At 40.0% G+C, this 21108-nt stretch carries 18 protein-coding genes and 1 tRNA gene; 10 read left to right on the forward strand and 9 right to left on the reverse strand.

Features of this window, described 5'->3' with window-relative positions; translation table 11 throughout:
• Window positions 1-172: 172 nt before the first annotated feature.
• Window positions 173-1363: a phosphoglycerate kinase gene (locus tag WG906_RS05190; protein ID WP_339991460.1), complete on the reverse strand. Its 1191-nt coding sequence runs from the start codon at window positions 1361-1363 to the stop codon at window positions 173-175.
• A 251-nt stretch (window positions 1364-1614) separates the two neighbouring features.
• A complete protein-coding gene (gene gap / locus WG906_RS05195) occupies window positions 1615-2646 on the reverse strand; it encodes a type I glyceraldehyde-3-phosphate dehydrogenase (RefSeq protein ID WP_339991461.1) in 1032 nt (343 codons plus the stop codon).
• 258 nt (window positions 2647-2904) lie between these two features.
• On the opposite strand from gap, the gene WG906_RS05200 reads away from it, so the two are divergent.
• On the forward strand, window positions 2905-3117 hold the full coding sequence (locus tag WG906_RS05200; RefSeq protein WP_339991462.1) for a hypothetical protein: 213 nt from the start codon (window positions 2905-2907) through the stop codon (window positions 3115-3117).
• 64 nt (window positions 3118-3181) lie between these two features.
• On the opposite strand, the gene obgE is transcribed toward WG906_RS05200, so the two are convergent.
• From obgE to WG906_RS05235, 7 genes are all read right to left on the reverse strand, one after another.
• The gene (obgE, locus tag WG906_RS05205; protein WP_339991463.1) at window positions 3182-4186 is read right to left on the reverse strand and encodes a GTPase ObgE; all 1005 of its coding nucleotides are present in this window, start codon (window positions 4184-4186) and stop codon (window positions 3182-3184) included.
• Between the two features lie 116 nt (window positions 4187-4302).
• Entirely contained in the window at window positions 4303-4875 is a 573-nt protein-coding gene (locus tag WG906_RS05210) for an adenylate kinase (RefSeq protein WP_339991464.1), read from the reverse strand.
• Window positions 4876-4939: 64 nt separating this feature from the next.
• Window positions 4940-5013 (reverse strand) — tRNA-Arg (locus WG906_RS05215).
• An 86-nt stretch (window positions 5014-5099) separates the two neighbouring features.
• Complete coding sequence (floA, locus tag WG906_RS05220; RefSeq protein ID WP_339991465.1) at window positions 5100-6083, reverse strand: flotillin-like protein FloA; 984 nt, start codon at window positions 6081-6083, stop codon at window positions 5100-5102.
• Between the two features lie 125 nt (window positions 6084-6208).
• Window positions 6209-7114 carry an SDR family oxidoreductase gene (locus WG906_RS05225; RefSeq protein ID WP_339991466.1) on the reverse strand — a complete coding sequence of 302 codons (906 nt, stop codon included), beginning with the start codon at window positions 7112-7114 and terminating at the stop codon, window positions 6209-6211.
• A gap of 80 nt (window positions 7115-7194) precedes the next feature.
• On the reverse strand, window positions 7195-7461 hold the full coding sequence (locus WG906_RS05230; RefSeq protein WP_339991467.1) for a hypothetical protein: 267 nt from the start codon (window positions 7459-7461) through the stop codon (window positions 7195-7197).
• Window positions 7462-7565: 104 nt separating this feature from the next.
• Window positions 7566-7883: a hypothetical protein gene (locus WG906_RS05235; protein WP_339991468.1), complete on the reverse strand. Its 318-nt coding sequence runs from the start codon at window positions 7881-7883 to the stop codon at window positions 7566-7568.
• Between the two features lie 201 nt (window positions 7884-8084).
• Between WG906_RS05235 and atpD the strand changes: the two genes are divergently transcribed.
• The 9 genes from atpD (at window position 8085) to leuC (ending at window position 21075) form a co-directional block, all read left to right on the forward strand.
• Window positions 8085-9590, forward strand: a complete 1506-nt coding sequence (gene atpD, locus WG906_RS05240) for a F0F1 ATP synthase subunit beta (RefSeq protein ID WP_339991469.1) — start codon at window positions 8085-8087, stop codon at window positions 9588-9590.
• 87 nt (window positions 9591-9677) lie between these two features.
• Complete coding sequence (gene atpC / locus WG906_RS05245) at window positions 9678-9926, forward strand: ATP synthase F1 subunit epsilon (protein WP_339991470.1); 249 nt, start codon at window positions 9678-9680, stop codon at window positions 9924-9926.
• A gap of 486 nt (window positions 9927-10412) precedes the next feature.
• Complete coding sequence (gene ilvD, locus WG906_RS05250; RefSeq protein WP_339991471.1) at window positions 10413-12116, forward strand: dihydroxy-acid dehydratase; 1704 nt, start codon at window positions 10413-10415, stop codon at window positions 12114-12116.
• Between the two features lie 85 nt (window positions 12117-12201).
• Window positions 12202-13938: a biosynthetic-type acetolactate synthase large subunit gene (ilvB, locus tag WG906_RS05255; protein ID WP_339991472.1), complete on the forward strand. Its 1737-nt coding sequence runs from the start codon at window positions 12202-12204 to the stop codon at window positions 13936-13938.
• Window positions 13939-13998: 60 nt separating this feature from the next.
• Window positions 13999-14607 (forward strand): acetolactate synthase small subunit, encoded by a 609-nt coding sequence (ilvN, locus tag WG906_RS05260; protein WP_339991473.1) that lies wholly within the window; start codon window positions 13999-14001, stop codon window positions 14605-14607.
• A gap of 175 nt (window positions 14608-14782) precedes the next feature.
• Complete coding sequence (gene ilvC, locus WG906_RS05265) at window positions 14783-16264, forward strand: ketol-acid reductoisomerase (RefSeq protein WP_339991474.1); 1482 nt, start codon at window positions 14783-14785, stop codon at window positions 16262-16264.
• Window positions 16265-16409: 145 nt separating this feature from the next.
• On the forward strand, window positions 16410-17879 hold the full coding sequence (locus WG906_RS05270) for an ATP-binding cassette domain-containing protein (protein WP_431844452.1): 1470 nt from the start codon (window positions 16410-16412) through the stop codon (window positions 17877-17879).
• Window positions 17880-17998: 119 nt separating this feature from the next.
• The gene (locus WG906_RS05275) at window positions 17999-19507 is read left to right on the forward strand and encodes a 2-isopropylmalate synthase (RefSeq protein ID WP_339991476.1); all 1509 of its coding nucleotides are present in this window, start codon (window positions 17999-18001) and stop codon (window positions 19505-19507) included.
• Window positions 19508-19665: 158 nt separating this feature from the next.
• Window positions 19666-21075 (forward strand): 3-isopropylmalate dehydratase large subunit, encoded by a 1410-nt coding sequence (leuC, locus tag WG906_RS05280; RefSeq protein WP_339991477.1) that lies wholly within the window; start codon window positions 19666-19668, stop codon window positions 21073-21075.
• Window positions 21076-21108 lie beyond the last annotated feature (33 nt).

The following is a 21108-nucleotide window of genomic DNA, read 5'->3' on the forward strand; positions in this document are numbered from 1 at the left end:
TTTTACGGTTTTTATGTAGAGTAAAAGTAAATACTTTTCCCACCTTTTACCACATATTACCACAAAAAGTTTTCAACAGGTTTATTTTTCCCACCCAGACGGGAAAACAGTAAAAAAAGAAGGCCCGTTTCTGTTGGAACGGGCCTTCTTTTTTTACTGAATCAGAATAAATTTATTCGTTAATCGCCTTAACTCCAGGCAATTCTTTCCCTTCCATATATTCCAGCAAGGCACCACCGCCGGTTGAAACATAACTTACATTTTCTTCGAATCCAAACTTTGCAACGGCAGCTGCAGAATCTCCGCCCCCAATAAGTGAAAACGCACCGTTTTCTGTTGCCTCAACTACCGCTTCAGCCACAGCTTTCGTTCCGGCTTCAAATTTTTGCATTTCAAACACACCCATCGGACCATTCCATAAAATGGTTTTTGATGATGCTACTACTTCTTTGTATTGCTTAACGGCAGCAGGACCAATATCCAACCCCATCCAGCCATCTTTTATATTATCATTATTAGCAGCATCCGTATTGGCATCCGGAGAAAATGCATCAGCAATTACAGAATCGGTTGGCAGAACCAGGTTAACCCCTTTGCTTTTTGCTTTTTCAATAAGTTCAAGAGCCAGGTCTAATTTATCGGCTTCCACTAAAGAATTTCCAATATTTCCTCCCTTAGCTTTAGCAAAAGTATAGGCCATACCCCCACCGATAAGCAGGTTATCCACTTTATCAAGCAATTTCTCAATAAGAAGGATTTTATCAGACACTTTTGCACCGCCCATAATTGCTGTAAAAGGTCTTTCCGGATTATTCAGTACTTTTTCAGCATTTGCCAGTTCACCCGCCATCAGATAGCCGAAATATTTAGCATCCGGAAAAAACTGAGCGATAACCGCTGTTGATGCGTGAGCTCTGTGAGCTGTGCCAAATGCATCATTTACGTACACGTCTCCCAGCTTGCTTAATTTTTCAGCGAATGCCTTATCGCCTTTTTCCTCTTCTTTGTAGAAGCGAAGATTTTCAAGCAACAAAACCTCGCCGCTCTTCAAAGCTGCCGCTTTCTCTGAAGCCTGAGCTCCGATACAATCGTCAGCGAATTGAACTTCACGATTAAGTACATTTGACAGGTGACCTACAAGATGCTTTAGCGAATACTTATCAGTAGGACCATCCTTTGGTCTGCCTAAATGCGACATTAGAATTACCGATCCGCCATCTTTTAATATTTTAGTGATCGTGGGTAAAGCTCCCTGAATACGATTATCGTCGGTTATATTGAAATTCTCATCAAGAGGCACATTAAAGTCAACACGAATAAGTGCTTTCTTTCCGGAGAAGTTTAAATTATCGATAGTTTTCATCTGAATATATTTATTTTTTAGTGGCTGTGAAGCTTGCATGAGCTTATTCATACCGGTTTGTGAGCGGTAAGCTCATGCAGGTTTCATCAGAATAATTATTTAATCAATTAAAGCGAACATGAATTGTTCAACACATATTCGCAGGGCGGTAAAACTACATAGTTTTGAATTAAAATAAAAGTGTAATAATCACACTAAGATGCAATGGCAATCAAATAAAAAACCAGTTATTTGTTGTAAAAACATTAAGATTATCGTTTATCAGATAATTCTTTAGAAACATCTGAGACCTTTAGCTGATTAATTTTCTCTACCAGATCTGCCAGTCTGCTGGAGTAACCGTATTCGTTATCATACCAGCCTACAACTTTTGTAATGCTCCCTACCACTGAGGTTAGCAATGAATCGAATACACATGAATGTGAATTATCTATAATATCAACCGAGACAATGGGATCTTCGGTGTATTGCACAATATTTTTAAAAATGGTATCAGAAGCTATCTTAAATGCGGTATTAATCTCCTCTACCGTTGGTTGTTTTCTTAAAGTACAGGTAAAATCTGTTAAAGACCCGTTTAATACTGGCACCCTTATACCGGCACCGCCAAGCCTTCCTTCCAGCGCTGGGAAAATACTGGTAATAGCTTTGGCAGCACCTGTTGTGGTTGGAATAATTGATGCAGAGGCAGCTCTGGCTCTCCGCAGATCTTTATGCGGACCATCATGAAGGTTCTGATCTCCGGTCATGGAATGAACCGTAGTTATATACCCGTTTACAATTCCCCAATTATCTTCAAGCACCTTTATCATCGGGGCTATGTTATTTGTAGTACAAGAGGCATTTGACAATACTTTCTCCGAAAAATCAATATCTCCGTCATTAACCCCCAGAACAACCGTAGGCACCTCTTTATCCGACGAAGGCGCAGAAACCAAAACCTGCTTCGCTCCAGCCCCGATATGCAATAAAGCTTTTTCCCTGCTGATAAATTTACCGGTAGATTCAATCACGAGATCAACATCAAGGTCAAGCCATGGTAATTTAGAAGGATCTGATTCTGAAAAAACCGGAACAGACCGTTTATTAATTATAAGTTCCTTATCCCCTGCACTTACGGAAAATTTAGCAGATCCGTGAATAGAATCGTATTTTACTAAATGAGCCAGGGTGTGAGCATCACTCAAATCGTTAATAGCTACAACTTCAATATTTTCACGCTGCAGAAGTATCCGAAACACCGTTCGTCCAATTCTTCCGAAACCATTAATTGCTATTCTCATGTGTTTAAAAAAAATACAAAGTTAACGGAATTTTAATTAGTGCCCGCTGAGAGAAACCAGACTAATAAATTATTTATCCATTTAGCTGCTTAAAGATCACCCGAATAAAAGAACATCTCAGTGATAAAATTTGCATGCCGAAAGTGCGGATATGAATAAGAGCTTTTGAAAAAAATAGAAAAGTATTATTTATGAACAGAAACATGAGTCAGCTGCAGAAACCATTTTAAGTCTGAAAAGTTATATAAATAAAAAGCCATGACAAATAACCAGAGTGATAAAGCAGAAAAGTTTGAGCCCAAAGATTCTAAACAAAAAGGCATAAAACATCCGCAGGATGATAATGAGGCAGTTGTAAAACCTGAAGATAAGACCTATAAGAAGGAAGAAGGCGATTTTGGAAATATCTCAAAATACAAAGAGGAGCGAGATCAACCTGTTTTGCCCGTAAAGGACGCGCCCAATGAATAGTTCGGCAAAATTTCACAAAAGGATGTCAGAAGAGTCCCGTCCTATAGATCATTGCTGATCAGACTTATTTTAAATCTGCATTTATTGCTTTCCATAGCATATCCTTCAGTTCCATAATATTTTTTTGAGCAACAGAAGAAATAAAAACATAAGGAACATCAGGCATATCCTTTTTTATTTCTTCTGTTAACTCATCATCAAGCATATCCGACTTGCTGATGGCAAGCACTCGTGGCTTATGCATTAATTCTGGATTATATTCTTCCAGTTCATTTAAAAGAATATCGTATTCTTCTTTTATTGTCCTGCTGGTATCAGCCGGTATTAAAAATAACAATACAGAGTTACGTTCGATATGTCGGAGGAAACGGAGACCTAAGCCTTTACCCTTTGAGGCACCTTCAATAATTCCGGGAATATCTGCCATAACAAACGAGCGGTTATCGCGATAAGCAACAATACCCAAATTAGGAATGAGAGTGGTGAACGGATAATCCGCAATTTCAGGCTTCGCTGCTGACACCACCGAGAGCAATGTTGACTTGCCAGAATTCGGGAAACCTACTAAACCAACATCTGCCAACACTTTTAACTCAAGAATCATCCATTCTTCTTTCCCTTCTTCTCCGGGTTGAGCGAAGCGGGGAGTCTGAAGTGTAGGCGTTTTAAAATGCCAGTTACCCAGACCGCCACGGCCTCCGGGAGTTAATATTCTCGTTTCGCCGTCTTTTGTGATTTCAAATAGGGTTATCCCGGTTTCAGAGTCTTTTGCAATAGTTCCCAGGGGAACCTCCAGAATCTCATCTTTTCCATTTTTTCCGCTTTTTAAGCCACTGCCCCCATTTCCACCGTCAACTGCTATAACATGCTTACGGTATTTCAAATGAAGCAATGTCCAGATATGCGTGCTTCCTTTTAAGATGATATGCCCCCCTCTGCCTCCGTCGCCTCCATCAGGACCACCCGTTGCTGTGAATTTATCGCGGTGCAAATGGGTAGAGCCAGAACCGCCTTTACCCGAGCGGCAGCAGATCTTTACGTAATCGACGAAGTTGGAACCTTGAGACATAATTATTTAAGATTAAGATACAAGAATCAAAATTCAAGTAAGCTTATTAATATTTTTATACAAAAATAGCGGACTGATGTTTAAGAACAGTCCGCTATGCTATAATTTAATGCGATTTAGTATGTATCCGTAACCGCGGAAATGCCATCGAAAATCTCATCGATATTTCCGATACCGTTAATACTAACATATTTTCCCTGAGATTTGTAGTAATTAGCTACAGGCGCTGTTTTGGAATTATATTCTTCAATACGTTTTCTGATAATTTCAGGATTTGCATCATCCGGACGACCAGAATCCTTCCCCCTGTTCAGTAACCTTTTTTCCAGTTCCTCATCATTAACCTCAAGAGCTACCATTCCTGAAATCGTAGTATCTTTAGAAGTTAAAAGCTTATCTAAAGCTTCTGCCTGAGCTACTGTTCGCGGAAATCCGTCAAAAATAAAGCCTTTAGCATCTTTATTTGCATCCAGCTTATTGCTGATCATTCCGATCACGACTTCATCAGGAACCAAAATCCCCTGATCCATCAGCTTTTTTGCTTCAAGACCAAGTTGAGTTCCATTTGTAATTTCATTTCTCAAAATATCTCCTGTTGAAAGGTGTACTAAGTTATACTTTTCAATAAGTTTTTGAGATTGAGTTCCTTTACCGGCGCCCGGAGGGCCAAACAAGACAAGATTTAACATCTGATTCGCGTTAAAATTTAAAAAGCCTTTCCGTAAATGCTTCGAAAAGGCTTTAGAATGATTGTGGACCTGAAGGGAGTCGAACCCCTAACCTCCTGATCCGTAGTCAGGTGCTCTATCCAATTAAGCTACAGGTCCATTTTGAATGGTCTGCAAAGATAGAAGTTCTTTTTAAAACTCAGACAAATTTTTCATTATTCTGTTAATCCCTTCAAATTAAGCCATTAAGGCTGTTTTCCCTTAGCTGGATTAGGTTTTGCAATAGAATCACGCATATCCGTATCCGATTTCAGGTTCTGCATTTTATAATAATCCATAATTCCAAGGTTTCCTGAACGGAAGGCATCCGCCATTGCCAGAGGCAACTGTGCTTCAGCTTCAATAACCTTTGCCCTTGCCTCCTGTGCTTTTGCCCTCATTTCCTGTTCATTTGCTACAGCCATTGCTCTGCGCTCTTCAGCACGTGCATTAGCAACTTTTAAATCGGCTTCTGCCTGATCAGTTTGAAGTTTTGCTCCAATATTTTCACCGATATCAATATCAGCAATATCTATCGACAGAATTTCAAATGCTGTGCCGCTATCCAATCCTTTATCCAATACCGTCTTTGATATCCTGTCGGGATTCTCAAGAACTTCTTTGTGATTCACTGCCGAACCGATAGTTGTAACAATACCTTCGCCTACACGGGCAAGAATAGTTTCCTCGCCTGCACCACCAACCAGCTGGTTAATATTAGCACGAACAGTTACCCTGGCTTTAGCTATTAATTGAATTCCATCTTTGGCCACTGCTGCAACCGGGGGAGTATTAATAACCCGTGGGTTAACAGATAGCTGCACCGCATCAAAAACGTCCCTGCCTGCCAGATCTATAGCGGTAGCTAATTTAAAGTCAAGAGGAATATTGGCTTTATCAGCCGATATTAATGCCTTTATTACGCTGTTCACGTTTCCTCCGGCAAGGTAGTGGGTCTCAATATCATTTGAGGTTAAGTTTAATCCTGCCTTTGTTGAAGTAATCATTGCACTTACAACCAGCGAAGGAGAAACTTTTCTTAGTCGCATTAAAAACAGATTGAGTAAACTTACTCTTACACCGGAAAGCTGTGCGGTGAACCACAGATTAATGGGCAGAATATAGAAGAATACAAATAAGGCGATTATTGATCCGACGACCATTAAAAGCAAGGAAAAATTAGGATCCATATGATATATGTCTTTAAAGTTAATTCACGAATATAGAGTTTAATTAATAAGTATTCTGGTTCGAATAATTACAGGCAGCAAATTTCAGGATCTATGATTTTTGAAAATATTTAAACCAGTTATCGCTACAATTTTTGTAGTTGCCTATCCAGTACTTCCAGGCCTTCAAAAAAGGAATGAGGGTTATAACCCAGAACACGTATTGCTTTATCCAGCACAAAACCTGTTTTTAATGGTCTTTTCGCTTCCTGATTTAATGATTCAGAGGATACAGGTACTATCAGGGATTTATCAAGCTTCCAGAAATCAGCTACTTTCAGAACCAGGTCATGTATAGTCATCATGTCTTTGCCGGAAATATGAAAAATCCCGTAAGCTCCTTTTTCGGCGCTTAACAAACACGCTTCAGCTAAATCCAGGGCCAGAGTTGGCATTCTCCATTGATCGTTGACCACATTTATTGTTTCACCATTTTCCAATGCCGACTTAGCCCATAAAACAATATTAGATCGGCTCATATTTGCAGTCACGCCATACACCAGGATCGTTCTTAAAATAGACCACCTGCAGGATGAAGCCTGAATCACTCTTTCCGCTTCAGCCTTACTTTCACCGTAATAGCTTATAGGATGAGGTGTATCATTCTCATAATATGGCCCCGATAAGCCATCGAATACGAAATCTGTGGACAAATGAATGAGGTGAATATTTCTGGCCTCACAAATTTCAACCAGGTTTTTGACAGCATCAACGTTCAATGCACTGCACGCATCTCTTTTTAAATGACAAACATCAACATTCGTCACTGCCGCAGTATTAATAATGACGTCAGGCCTGAATGCGGGCACAACATTTAATACCTCGTCTTTCTTTGAAATATCCAGATCGGCGTAGTGATAATCTCCTGATCCAATATACCGGTTTTCCCCCTTTGAGCTGGCAATCAGGCTACCCCTGTTCGTTGAGGTAATCAGATGAGTTAAAGTTTGCCCCAGTAAACCGTTACTGCCAGTTACAAGAATTTTAAGCATAGAGCAAACTAAGAAAAGATTGTAAAGTAAAAAAGGCGAATTAAAAATCCGCCTCTATTATACTATTACTGAATTATCAATTACACGTCTCGCCTTGTGCTTCCGCTTCGGGTGATAGCAATAATAATGATGATAAAAACGGCCACTCCAACAACCCAAACCCAGGGTTGAGCATACCAGCCGCCCCCACCGCCATCGCCGCCGGCGTTAATATCCACATCAACTTTCTCGGGCACAGTAGTCTGTGCTAATGCTGGAAAACCCGCCAGAATACTCAGCGTAGCTATAAAAGCAGAAAACCAAATTTCAGCCTTAGCCAACTTTTTAAAAGAATTTAAGTTTTTCATAATGTATGTTTATTAATTTATAATCACCATCAGCTTAATCTGATGATTATTGGTTAAATTGATTAAGAACTATAACAACCGTTTTAAAAAACAGTTTTATCTGATCACAAACCCTGTTCGGATTCTACATCTCTTTTACCATAACTTTTAAAAATCAATCCGACAACCAAAATTAAAATAGCGGCCACAATGGCCCAGAGCCATGGCTGAGCATACCAGGCCGAATTATTCGGGACGCCGTTAGGATCGTTCTCTATGCTCTGTAAATATGCTGATGATTGTTCTGCCGGTGATGACTTCTCCGGATGTTGATTAGGATTATTACCTGCCTGTGCCACTACTATTAATGAAAACAAAACGAACGTAATGGTACTGATAAGTGTAACCAGTTTGAATTGTGCCTGTGCTATTACCTTTTTCATAATTTTTCACATTTACTTATATTATTTTAACAAGTGCAAACTCACACAGTTTGCATAAAAAGCACTATTAAAAAAATTATTGAAAATCTTTTACTCAAGTCATTTGAAATACGGGTTTAAAGCGTATTTTTGCAGACCGAAAAAGCGACCTGTTAAATCGCTTAATTACTTGATTAATAAAAATTTTTACGAAAAAATTTTATGCCAAACACTGGAAAAATAGCGCAAATCATCGGCCCGGTAGTTGACGTTAGCTTCGCTGAAGAAGCCAAACTTCCAAGAATCTACGATGCACTACAAATTGTAAAGCCAAACGGACAAGTAATTGTTCTCGAGGTGCAACAGCATCTTGGTGAGGACCGTGTACGTGCAATTGCCATGGATTCTACCGACGGACTTGTACGCGGAATGGAAGTAGTTGATACTGCAGAGCCGATTAAGATGCCTATCGGTGAAAATATTAAAGGCAGAGTATTTAATGTGGTAGGAGATGCTATCGATGGTATTCCAAACCTTGATAAGTCTAATGGACGCCCTATTCACAATACTGCTCCACGATTCGAAGATCTTTCAACGGAAACTGAAGTTCTTTTTACCGGAATTAAAGTTATCGACTTACTTGAGCCTTATGCAAAAGGGGGTAAAATTGGATTATTCGGTGGTGCCGGAGTAGGTAAAACCGTATTAATCCAGGAACTCATCAACAATATCGCAAAAGGTCACGGTGGTCTTTCAGTATTTGCGGGTGTAGGTGAACGTACCCGTGAGGGAAATGATTTACTTCGTGAAATGCTTGAATCCGGCATCATTAAATATGGTGAAGAATTTATGCATGGAATGGAAAAAGGTGAATGGAACCTTGATAAAATCGACACAGAGGAATTAAAAGAATCTAAAGCTACGTTTGTTTTCGGACAAATGAACGAGCCTCCAGGTGCACGTGCACGTGTAGCATTATCAGGATTAACCATTGCAGAATATTTCCGCGATGGAGACGGTACTGGTCAGGGACGTGATATCTTATTCTTTATTGACAATATCTTCCGTTTCACACAGGCTGGATCTGAAGTATCTGCCCTATTAGGCCGTATGCCTTCTGCGGTAGGTTACCAGCCAACACTGGCAACAGAAATGGGTTTGATGCAAGAGCGTATCACCTCAACCAAACGAGGATCAATTACATCTGTACAAGCAGTTTATGTGCCTGCGGATGATTTAACTGACCCTGCTCCGGCAACAACATTTGCCCACTTAGATGCTACAACTGTATTGTCACGTAAAATTGCAGAATTAGGTATCTATCCTGCGGTTGACCCTCTTGACTCTACTTCACGTATTCTTAGCGCTGCAGTTTTAGGAGACGAGCATTACAACTGCGCACAACGCGTAAAAGAAACATTACAACGCTACAAAGAACTTCAGGATATTATAGCCATCTTAGGTATGGACGAGCTTTCTGAAGAAGATAAATTAGTTGTGGCCCGTGCACGTCGAGTTCAGCGTTTCTTATCACAGCCTTTCCATGTTGCTGAGCAATTTACCGGATTAAAAGGTGTATTGGTGGACATCAGAGAAACCATCAAAGGCTTCAATATGATTATGGATGGTGAAGTGGACGAATATCCTGAAGCAGCATTCAACCTTGTTGGAACAATCGAAGACGCAATTGAAAAAGGCAAGAAAATTTTAGCTGAAGCAAACGCGTAATTGCAGATATGAGACATTAGATATGAGATGAGAGACAAGAGGTAGAAATATCGCACGTCTCACATCTCACATCTCAAATCTAACCCCATGATATTAGAAATCTTAACACCCGATAAAAAAGTATACGAAGGAGAGGTTAGCTCGGTAACAGTTCCGGGAACGGCTGGCTCTTTTGAAATACTTAATAACCACGCCCCAATAATATCTACTCTCGAAGATGGTAAAGTTATCATCAGGAGTGGAGGAAAAGGTGAAGAGCGCTTTGTAATTAAAGGAGGCGTGATAGAAGTTAATAACAATAAAATAATTTTACTGGCCGAAGGCGTGGTAAGCTAAAGCTTTCATCCTTGTACATAAATAAAAGGTCAGTTGATTATTCAGCTGACCTTTATTTATATCCGCCATTATTAAAATATGAAACCTCTCTCTCCTGGCCGATCTTTGCAAAGAAGGTTAAGATCTGCTGAACAACCGCTGAAATTTACTTTAGATATCATACCCATTTTATCATTTATCTTTTGGTAAAATTCAATTTCAGGAAGAATTTCCCAACAAAACTCATTGGACAGAATCACTTATACCGAATACCGAAATCATAATTAGTATACGAGTGCAATATTATTGTACCATATTTGAGCTATATTTAAGAATAATATTTCGAATTAGGTAATAATTAAAAATATAATTCTTTTTTAGTTTTTTTCACATATGCTATTGACTGAAAAGAAGCAAGTCCTTACCTTAAGAAAATAATTAAAGTACCTTAAAACGTAAACTCACATAGCTATTAATTTATTAGTGGCCCAGATAAAAAATATCTCAATGAATTCATCATTTACGAAAGAAGAAATCGAATTAAATCCCTACAGTAAAGTACTTACACAGGACCCCACCCAGCCCGCAGCTCAGGCGATGCTTTATGGTATCGGCCTAACCGATGAGGATATGCAAAAAGCTCAGGTTGGAATCGTGAGTATGGGCTATGATGGTAACACTTGCAACATGCACCTTAATGATTTAGCAAAACTTGTTAAAGAGGGTGTCTGGCAGGAAGATTTAGTGGGATTAATATTTCACACGATTGGTGTAAGTGACGGAATGAGCAACGGAACCGAGGGAATGCGTTATTCTCTGGTTAGCCGTGATATCATTGCCGACTCAATTGAGGCTGTTTGCGGTGCGCAATATTATGATTCAATAATTGCGTTACCGGGATGTGATAAAAACATGCCGGGGTCTGTAATGGCCATGGGCAGGTTAAATCGCCCTTCTATTATGGTTTATGGTGGGACTATTGCTCCAGGTCATTATAAGGGTGAAGATTTAAATATAGTATCTGCTTTCGAAGCTTTGGGTAAAAAGATGGCAGGCGAAATGAATGACATAGATTTTAAGGAAATCATTAAAAATGCTTGTCCAAGTGCCGGAGCCTGTGGGGGTATCTATACAGCCAACACAATGGCGGCTGCTATTGAAGCGCTTGGAATGAGCTTGCCATATTCTTCTTCCAGTCCTGCATTAAGTCCGGAGAAAAAGCAGGAATGCCTTGACGCTGGTAAAGCAATCAAAATTTTGATGGAACGTGATATTAAACCAAAAGATATCATGACCAGGAAAGCCTTTGAAAATGCCATTGTTACGATCATGATCCTGGGCGGGTCAACAAATGCTGTTTTGCACTTTTTAGCTATCGCGAAAAGTGTGGATGTAGACTTAACACAAGACGATTTCCAGGAAATAAGCAACCGTATTCCTGTATTGGCAGACATGAAGCCAAGCGGAAAATACATGATGGAAGATCTTCATAACATCGGAGGAGTACCTGCGGTGATGAAATACGCCTTGCAGCAAGGCTGGCTACATGGCGATTGCTTAACCTGCACCGGTAAAACACTCGCTGAAAACCTTGCTGATATTCCGGAACTGGACTTCGACGCACAAAAAATAATACTGCCGAAAGAAAACCCAATAAAAGCAACGGGTCATTTACAGATTATCTACGGAAATCTTGCTAAGGGTGGTAGTGTTGCTAAAATTACCGGAAAAGAAGGCCAACGATTTGAAGGAACTGCACGCGTATTCGATGGTGAGTTCGCCTTAATTGAAGGCATTCAATCGCACCGGGTTAAAAAAGGTGACGTTGTAGTAATCAGAAATGTAGGCCCTAAAGGCGCCCCGGGAATGCCGGAGATGTTGAAACCCACTTCGGCGTTAATTGGAGTAGGACTCGGCAAAAGCGTTGCACTAATCACTGACGGCCGCTTTAGCGGAGGTACCCACGGATTTGTAGTTGGACACATCACTCCGGAAGCTTTTGAAGGCGGACTTATAGGATTGGTTAAAGACAACGACATCATTGAAATAGATGCGATTAGCCGCGTTATGACGCTAAAAGTCTCCGAAGAAGAAATAGCTCAGAGAAAAGCTGCGTGGATACAGCCAGAATTGAGAGCAAAAAAAGGACTTCTCTACAAATATGCAAAGCAGGTTAGCTCAGCAGCTGAAGGCTGCGTAACCGATCTTTAAAAAAAGAAAAAGTAGGGGTCAATAATTAAGATAAATTAAGGTGCAGACTGTAAATGTCTGAATCTCACGTTTAATACCTAATAAGATGGATACAGCACAACAGGAATTACCAGCAAAAGAACCCAATACAACCGTCGAAATGAGTGGTTCTGTTGCTTTGCTGGAAGGATTGATAGCGGAAGGCGTAGATACTATTTTTGGATATCCTGGTGGAGCCATCATGCCTATATATGATGCCTTGTATGACTACATGGATAAAATTAATCACATCCTGGTTCGTCATGAGCAGGGCGGAATTCATGCAGGCCAGGGTTATGCCCGTTCGTCTGGCAAAGTTGGGGTGGTGTTCGCAACCAGCGGCCCCGGTGCAACTAACCTGGTAACAGGTTTGGCCGATGCCCAGATCGACAGTACTCCATTGGTATGTATCACCGGTCAGGTATTTGCTCATTTATTAGGAACTGATGCGTTCCAGGAAACTGATGTCATTAACATCACCACGCCAATAACCAAATGGAACTACCAGGTAACTGATGCTACAGAGATCCCTGAAGTTTTAGCTAAAGCATTTTATATCGCGAAAAGCGGAAGACCAGGTCCTGTATTAATTGATATTACCAAAAATGCCCAGATTCAAAAGTTTGATTTTGCAGGATATGTAAAATGCGACCACATACGCAGTTACCGTCCAAGACCCTTTGTTCGTAAAGAGTATGTAGAGGAAGCTGCAAGTCTGATCAACCAGGCAAAAAAACCTTTCATACTTTGGGGACAGGGCGTATTATTGGGCAGGGCTGAGCAGGAATTTAAAACATTTATCGAGAAATCGGGCATCCCATCAGCATGGACGATATTAGGTGCAGGTGCAATTCCTACAGACCATCCCTTAAATGTTGGGATGCTGGGAATGCATGGTAATTACGGACCAAACGTACTTACTAATGAGTGTGATGTTTTAATTGCTATAGGTATGCGTTTTGATGACCGGGTAACCGGCCGATTGGACAAATATGCGAAACAGGCAAAAATCATTCACTTAGATATTGATCCTGCCGAAATTGATAAGAACATCAAAGTAAATATTCCGGTTTGGGGCGATTGTAAAGAAACGCTTCCCCTATTAACCGAACTTGTTCAAGCCAGAGAGCATACCGAATGGGTGGAAAAATTCCGGGATTATACCAGAAAAGAAGTTGAAGCTGTTATCAAAGACGAGCTTTTTCCTACCTCTGATGAGCTAACTATGGGTGAAGTTATTCAGATTATAAATGAACTAACTAAGGGTGAAGCTATTATTGTGACCGATGTTGGCCAGCATCAAATGGTTGCCTGCCGTTATGCAAAGTTTAACAAAACCCGCAGTAATATAACAAGTGGTGGATTAGGAACGATGGGCTTCGCTCTGCCTGCTGCAATTGGAGCAAAATATGGCACTCCGGACCGGGAAGTTATTGCAGTAATTGGAGATGGCGGCATCCAAATGAATATCCAGGAATTAGGAACCATTATGCAATTTGGTGTGGATGTTAAGATCCTTATTCTAAATAATCAGTTTTTAGGAATGGTACGTCAATGGCAGCAACTGTTTAACGACAAGCGTTATTCTTTTGTAAATATCACAAGTCCTGATTACGTTAAAGTAGCTGATGCTTACAGAATTCCGGGTGAGAGCGTGAATACCCGCGAAGCTCTTAAAACTGCAATTACTACAATGCTTGATCATAAAGGGGCTTATCTGCTGGAGGTTATGGTAACTAAAGAAAATAACGTTTTCCCGATGGTACCACAAGGTTGCAGCGTTAGCGAAATCAGATTAAAATAAGGAGTAAGCTTACAGGTGAAAGGAAAGCGTAATGCATCCCTTTCTATAAAATATACCATTATGAGCACAGAAGAAAAAATCGAAAAGCAGGAATATAACATCACGGTTTACACGGAGAACCAAATTGGTTTACTTACACGTATCGCAATTATTTTTAGCCGTCGTAAAATAAATATAGAAAGTTTGAATACCTCTCCTTCTGAAATCGAGAGTATTCACAGGTTCAATATCGTGATAACGGAAACTGAAGATGTTGTTCGTAAGGTTTGTCGCCAAATCGAAAAGCAGGTAGAGGTTCTTAAGGTATATTTCAATACTAATGAAGATGTAATCTGGCAAGAAATGGCCCTTTATAAGGTCCCAACAGAAGAAATCGCAGAAAAAGCATTGGTAGAAAGACTTTTAAGAGAAAACGGTGCCCGGGTCGTTGTTATCCGCACAGATTACACAGTTTTTGAAACTACAGGCCACCGTGAAGAAACCGACACTCTTATCACAAAGCTTCAACCCTACGGTTTAATTGAATTTGTTCGAAGTGCACGAATTGCGATCATAAAAGACAGTGAAGGATTTAACCGGAAACTTCGCGAATTTGAACGCAGAGACCCCGGTCACGAAGTTATTGAAAATGAATACCTGAACAAGGGTGCAAAAGTTTTCACCATGTAATATTCGTTTTAGAATTAATCACGGGCTTGAAAAGCTATTTCAGATAATTGCACTAAATTAGCGCCGATTTTGAAATACCCGGTCTAAAAGCATCGACCAGGCTCAGAATAACAGACTCATTAAAGAATACAAGAAAACATATCACCGAAACTAAATAGAAATCAAGCAATAAAAAATGGCAAATTATTTTAATACACTACCCCTTAGAGAACAATTAAACCAACTGGGTGTATGCGAATTCATGAACAGTTCTGAATTTTCTGATGGAGTAAACACGTTAAAAGGGAAAAAAATTGTAATCGTAGGTTGCGGCGCTCAAGGCCTAAATCAAGGTTTAAACTTAAGAGATAGTGGCTTAGATGTTAGTTATGCATTGCGTAAAGAGGCTATCGAAGGAAAAAGAGATTCGTGGAAAAATGCTTCTGGTAACAACTTCACGGTTGGCACATATGAAGAATTACTTCCAACTGCCGACTTAGTTATCAACCTTACTCCTGATAAACAGCACACCTCGGTTGTTAATGCTGTTATGCCATTGATGAAACAGGGTGCTACTTTATCATATTCTCATGGTTTTAATATCGTTGAAGAAGGCATGCAAATCCGTAAAGATCTTACCGTTATTATGGTTGCTCCAAAATCACCGGGCAGCGAAGTAAGATCTGAGTATGTTAGAGGATTTGGTGTACCCACTCTAATTGCAGTTCACCCTGAAAACGATCCTCAAGGTAAAGGTTTAGCAGAAGCAAAAGCATATTGCGTTGGAACAGGTGGTCACAAAGCAGGAGTATTAAGATCATCTTTCGTAGCTGAAGTAAAATCAGATTTGATGGGTGAGCAGACTATCCTTTGCGGTTTATTACAAACAGGCTCTATCCTTTCTTTCGATAAAATGGTTGAAAAAGGAATTGATCCGGGATATGCTTCTAAATTGGTTCAATACGGTGTTGAGGTAATTACCGAGGCCTTAAAACATGGCGGTGTATCGGGTATGATGGATCGCTTAAGTAATGTTGCTAAGATCAAAGCTTTCGAAATTTCGGAAGAATTAAAAGACATAATGCGTCCTTTATTCCAAAAGCATCAGGATGATATTATGAGTGGTGAATTTAGTCGCATCATGATGGAAGATTGGGCTAACGGCGATAAAAATTTATTAGCATGGAGAGCCGAAACAGGTGAAACTGCTTTTGAAAAGACTCCGGCAGGTGATGTTAAAATTACTGAACAAGAATATTTCGATAACTACCTTTTAATGGTTGCTTTTGTAAGAGCTGGTGTTGAATTAGCTTTCGAAACTATGGTTGAAGCGGGCATCAAACCAGAATCTGCTTACTACGAGTCGCTACACGAAACTCCCCTTATCGCTAATACTATCGCACGAAAAAAATTATTCGAAATGAACCGGGTGATTTCTGATACTGCTGAGTATGGCTGTTATTTATTCGATCAGGCTTGTAAGCCACTACTGGCTGATTTCATGAAAAAAGTTGACACTAGTTTAGTTGGCAAAAACTTCAATGAAGGAAAAGATGGATCTGTTGATAACATGCAATTAGTAGCTATTAATGAGACTTTACGCAACCACCAGGTGGAAATTGTAGGCACAACATTGCGTAAAGCGATGACTGCAATGAAAGCGATTAAAACAGCCTAAAAACCAGGAAGCCTTAGGCGTTTATCATCTCGACACAGGAGAGGTCTTAACGACAGAAAATAGCAAATGTTAAGATTTCTCCTAAGCTCGAAATGAAAATTAACTGCCCCGTCAGAAGGATAAAAACAACCGCAACAACCGAATAATGTCAGAGCCATTGGTCCAGATTCAAAACTTAAACCTGCAATATCAACACAAATTGATATTAAGGGATTTGAATTGGGTCATAAATCGTGGTGAAAACTGGTTACTTAGTGGACCTAGCGGAAGTGGAAAAACTTCTTTGGCCAAAATTATAGCCGGTTTGGAGAGTGCAGTTGGAGATATAGAGGTTAACTTCATTTCAGGAAGTAATTTACCTGCCAAATCACTTTATGTTGAAAGCTGGTACCAGTTTAAAAACGTCGAGGGGGTTGCGAATTTCTATTATCAGCAACGTTATACTAGTCAGCAGGCCAAGGAAACCCTTACTGTAAATGCTGACCTAGCAGGCTTTGGTAAAGAAAATAATCTTGAGCTTAATGATGTCGAAAACCTTGTAAATGCTTTAGGCTTTTCAACTTTAAAAAACTCACAATTAATCGAATTATCCAGCGGGGAGCATAAAAAGCTGCAATTAATCAAAGCTCTGTGGTTAAAACCGCAGTTGTTACTCATAGACCAGCCATATACGGGATTAGACGCCGTTTCGCGTCGGAACTTAAACGTTTTATTGGATCACGTTTCAGCAGAAGGAGTACAATTAATTTTGATTTGTAACGACGCGAATATTGAATTACCAAAATATATCAATCGTTTTGCAGAAATTAAAGAAGGCACATTAGTACAATTTCATTCGAGAGAATCGATATCTGTTTTGCCTGAAAGACAATCAGGAGAACTCCCCGATTTCTTGAAGAAATCACCCGCTTATACGGCCGACACTATCGTCAAAATGCTGGAGATAAACGTAAGTTATGGTGAAAAGCAGGTTTTAAAAAATATTAACTGGGAAGTTAAAGCTGGAGAAAAATGGCTTTTACAAGGCCCTAATGGTTCAGGGAAATCAACGTTGTTAAGTTTGATAAATGGCGATCATCCGCAATCTTACGCCAACACGCTGTATTTATTTGGAAACAAAAGAGGAAGCGGCGAAAGCGTTTGGGATATCAAACAACACATCGGCTTAATTTCGCCTGAGTTCCATTGGTATTTTGATGCATCATCAACTGTATGGCAAAGTATTGCGTCAGGTTTTTATGATACGGTAGGATTATTCAAACACTTGCCTTATTCAAAAAGCACTCAGGTTGATGAATTACTTTATTTTTTCGACTTAACGGAGCATAAAAACGATTTGCTAAATACGCTTCCTCTGGGAAAACAGAGATTGGTTTTATTAGCAAGAACGATTATCAAAAATCCGGAACTATTAATACTTGATGAGCCTTGCCAGGGCTTAGATCAACAACAAACACAATATTTTAACCACCTGGTGGATAGATTGTGTAGTAATGGGATGACTTTAATTTATGTCGGGCATTTCGAATCAGCCTTGCCCGGTTGCTTAGAAAAAAGAATCCTCTTAGAGAAAGGCGAAGTAAAGGCTGTGGAAACGATATTAGAATTTGTATAGCATAATGAAAGAAGAACGTTATAGTCTAAACCGGGGATGGGTTTTCATTTATGCTAACACAAATAAACAAAATGCCCCAAAATTTTCATCCCCCAAATTAACATCAATACGCTAAAATCATGTTACACGATCCAAACCGCATATTCATATTTGACACCACGCTTCGTGATGGAGAACAGGTACCCGGTTCACAGCTTACAACACCAGAAAAAATAATTATTGGAGAAGCTCTCCAGTCATTAGGTGTTGATGTTATTGAAGCAGGATTTCCTATTTCAAGTCCCGGTGATTTTAAAAGTGTGGTTGAGCTGTCAAAAGTAGTTCGCGACCCTATAATTTGCGCCTTAACCCGTGCAAATAAAGGCGACATCGATTCTGCAGCAGAAGCTTTAAAATATGCCAAATATCCTCGTATTCATACTGGTATTGGCTCATCAGACATGCATATTCAATACAAATTTAACAGCACAAGAGAAAAAATTCTTGAGCGTGCGGTTGAAGCAGTAAAATATGCAAAGAGCTTTGTGGAAGATATTGAATTTTACGCTGAAGACGCCGGAAGAGCAGATAATGTATTTCTTGCTCAAATGATCGAAGCTGTAATTTCCGCAGGTGCAACTGTAGTTAATATCCCGGATACCAACGGATATTGCTTGCCTGAACAATACGGCGCAAAAATCCGCTTTCTGAAAGAAAACGTAAAAAACATTGATCAGGCGATCATATCTGTTCATTGCCATAACGATTTGGGACTTGCAACAGCTAACAGCATTGCTGGTATTCAAAACGGTGCGCGTCAGGTAGAATGTACCATTAATGGTATTGGCGAACGTGCAGGCAATACTTCATTGGAAGAAGTTGTGATGATTTTAAAAACTCATACTTCTTTAGGGTTCCACAACAACATAAACAGCAAGCATTTATATAATTTAAGTGGCATGGTAAGCCGCATGATGCGTATGCCTGTGCAGCCTAATAAAGCAATTATCGGAAGAAACGCATTTGCTCATAGTTCAGGTATTCATCAGGATGGTGTTCTTAAGCACCGTGAAACATATGAAATTATGAACCCTGAAGATGTAGGGATTGACCAGTCTGAGATCATTCTGACTGCCCGAAGCGGAAGACATGCTTTGAAACATCATTTAGAACGCCTTGGGTATTCCATCGATCGTATCGACTTAGACCAAACCTATCAGCGATTTTTAACTATGGCTGATCAGAAAAAAGAGATTAAGGATGATGATCTTTTGAAACTGATGGGTGAAGAAGCAGAGACAAACTTCAAAAACGGGGTAACAATCAACTCCTTACAGGTAACCTGCGGCGATCAAACCGCACCACAGGCCGTAGTTAAATTAAACTATGATGGTGCCGAACATGAAGCTACTGCATCAGGAAATGGTCCGGTAAGCGCAACGATACATGCAATCGAAAAAATACTTGGCCGTGATGTTGAAATTAAAGAGTTTAACATACACTCTATCCATGGAGGCAGTGATGATGTGAGCAAGGTGGATATGCGCGTGATTCATAAGGACCAGTCATATATGGGCTATGGGTTCAGCACCGATATTGTAAGAGCATCGGCTAATGCATATTTGGATGCTTTGAATAAATTTGTATAAAGCTTTCTGACAGTAAGTCGATAGTTTACAAAAGACTGGTTCAAACAAGCAGATTCAACTATAGGAGATTTGCTTTTTAAAAATCTGAATATATAAAAATACATATACCGTTCGTTAAAGAACAGTAATACAGACAATTAATATCAACATTAAACAAAATGAGCAAGACATTATTCGAAAAGGTGTGGGATACTCACGTAGTGCGTAAGATTGAAGGCGGGCCCGACGTGTTATTTATTGACCGTCATTTAATTCATGAAGTTACAAGCCCTGTAGCTTTCTTAGGATTAAAAAGCCGTGGAATTTCAGTATTATATCCCGAACGTACATTTGCGACAGCGGATCATAATACTCCTACAATTAATCAGCATTTACCAGTTTCTGACCCGCTTTCGGCTAATCAACTAAAAGCATTAGAGACTAACTCTAACGAATACGGTATAAGCCACTGGGGGCTTGGCCATCAGAAGAATGGCATAGTACACGTAGTTGGGCCTGAATATGGTATTACTCAGCCGGGAGCTACTATTGTTTGCGGTGATTCACACACATCAACTCACGGGGCTTTTGGTGCGATTGCTTTCGGAATTGGAACCTCAGAAGTTGAAATGGTTCTGGCTGCTCAATGTATCATGCAGCAAAAACCCAAAAGCATGCGCATTAATGTAACAGGAAGTTTGGGTTATGGTGTTACACCAAAAGACGTTGCTCTTTTTATCATTTCTAAGCTCACTACCTCAGGGGCTACAGGCTATTTTGTAGAATACGCTGGTGAAGTATTCGAAAAAATGAGCATGGAAGGACGCATGACCGTTTGTAACTTAAGTATCGAAATGGGTGCCCGTGGCGGAATGATTGCACCTGACCAAACTACATTCGATTATGTTGAGGGACGCGAGTTTTCTCCAAAAGGGGCAGCATGGGATAAAGCCATGGCCTACTGGAAAACTCTGAAAACCGATGCAGAAGCGGTATTTGATAAAGAGTATACTTTTGATGGGTCATCGATCGAACCAATGATCACTTACGGAACAAACCCGGGAATGGGTATGGGAATTTCGAATTCTATCCCAGATGCAAACCAGGTTGAAGGCGGGGTGGCCACATATGAAAAATCTCTGGGCTACATGGGTTTCCATGAGGGAGAATCGATGCTTGGAAAACCGGTAGATTACGTTTTTGTAGGAAGCTGTACAAATGGAAGAATTGAAGATTTCAGAGCTTTCGCATCAGTGGTTAAAGGGAAACATAAAGCAGAAAATGTAACAGCATGGCTTGTTCCAGGCTCACATATCGTTGAAGCGCAAATTAAAGAAGAAGGTTTACTGGACATTTTAACTGAAGCAGGATTTACACTGCGTCAGCCAGGATGCTCTGCTTGTTTGGCAATGAACGATGATAAAGTACCTGCTGGAAAATATGCTGTAAGTACTTCGAACAGAAACTTTGAAGGACGACAAGGTCCGGGTGCAAGAACAATGCTGGCTAGTCCGCTTGTTGCGGCAGCGGCAGCGGTTACGGGAGTAGTTACTGATCCTAGAACTTTACTTAAAGAAGAATTGGTTTAAGAAAAAAGGAATAAAGAAGAAAGACAATAGATC

Origin of the sequence: Pedobacter superstes, assembly GCF_037622515.1 — a bacterium.
Classification (GTDB): domain Bacteria; phylum Bacteroidota; class Bacteroidia; order Sphingobacteriales; family Sphingobacteriaceae; genus Paradesertivirga; species Paradesertivirga superstes.

Coding starts and splice junctions, on each gene's coding strand:
- WG906_RS05190 (WP_339991460.1), bottom strand. CDS start 1,363: ATGAAAACTATCGATAATTTAAACTTCTCCGGAAAGAAAGCACTTATT.
- gap (WP_339991461.1), bottom strand. CDS start 2,646: ATGAGAATAGCAATTAATGGTTTCGGAAGAATTGGACGAACGGTGTTT.
- WG906_RS05200 (WP_339991462.1), top strand. CDS start 2,905: ATGACAAATAACCAGAGTGATAAAGCAGAAAAGTTTGAGCCCAAAGAT.
- obgE (WP_339991463.1), bottom strand. CDS start 4,186: ATGTCTCAAGGTTCCAACTTCGTCGATTACGTAAAGATCTGCTGCCGC.
- WG906_RS05210 (WP_339991464.1), bottom strand. CDS start 4,875: ATGTTAAATCTTGTCTTGTTTGGCCCTCCGGGCGCCGGTAAAGGAACT.
- floA (WP_339991465.1), bottom strand. CDS start 6,083: ATGGATCCTAATTTTTCCTTGCTTTTAATGGTCGTCGGATCAATAATC.
- WG906_RS05225 (WP_339991466.1), bottom strand. CDS start 7,114: ATGCTTAAAATTCTTGTAACTGGCAGTAACGGTTTACTGGGGCAAACT.
- WG906_RS05230 (WP_339991467.1), bottom strand. CDS start 7,461: ATGAAAAACTTAAATTCTTTTAAAAAGTTGGCTAAGGCTGAAATTTGG.
- WG906_RS05235 (WP_339991468.1), bottom strand. CDS start 7,883: ATGAAAAAGGTAATAGCACAGGCACAATTCAAACTGGTTACACTTATC.
- atpD (WP_339991469.1), top strand. CDS start 8,085: ATGCCAAACACTGGAAAAATAGCGCAAATCATCGGCCCGGTAGTTGAC.
- atpC (WP_339991470.1), top strand. CDS start 9,678: ATGATATTAGAAATCTTAACACCCGATAAAAAAGTATACGAAGGAGAG.
- ilvD (WP_339991471.1), top strand. CDS start 10,413: ATGAATTCATCATTTACGAAAGAAGAAATCGAATTAAATCCCTACAGT.
- ilvB (WP_339991472.1), top strand. CDS start 12,202: ATGGATACAGCACAACAGGAATTACCAGCAAAAGAACCCAATACAACC.
- ilvN (WP_339991473.1), top strand. CDS start 13,999: ATGAGCACAGAAGAAAAAATCGAAAAGCAGGAATATAACATCACGGTT.
- ilvC (WP_339991474.1), top strand. CDS start 14,783: ATGGCAAATTATTTTAATACACTACCCCTTAGAGAACAATTAAACCAA.
- WG906_RS05270 (WP_431844452.1), top strand. CDS start 16,410: ATGTCAGAGCCATTGGTCCAGATTCAAAACTTAAACCTGCAATATCAA.
- WG906_RS05275 (WP_339991476.1), top strand. CDS start 17,999: ATGTTACACGATCCAAACCGCATATTCATATTTGACACCACGCTTCGT.
- leuC (WP_339991477.1), top strand. CDS start 19,666: ATGAGCAAGACATTATTCGAAAAGGTGTGGGATACTCACGTAGTGCGT.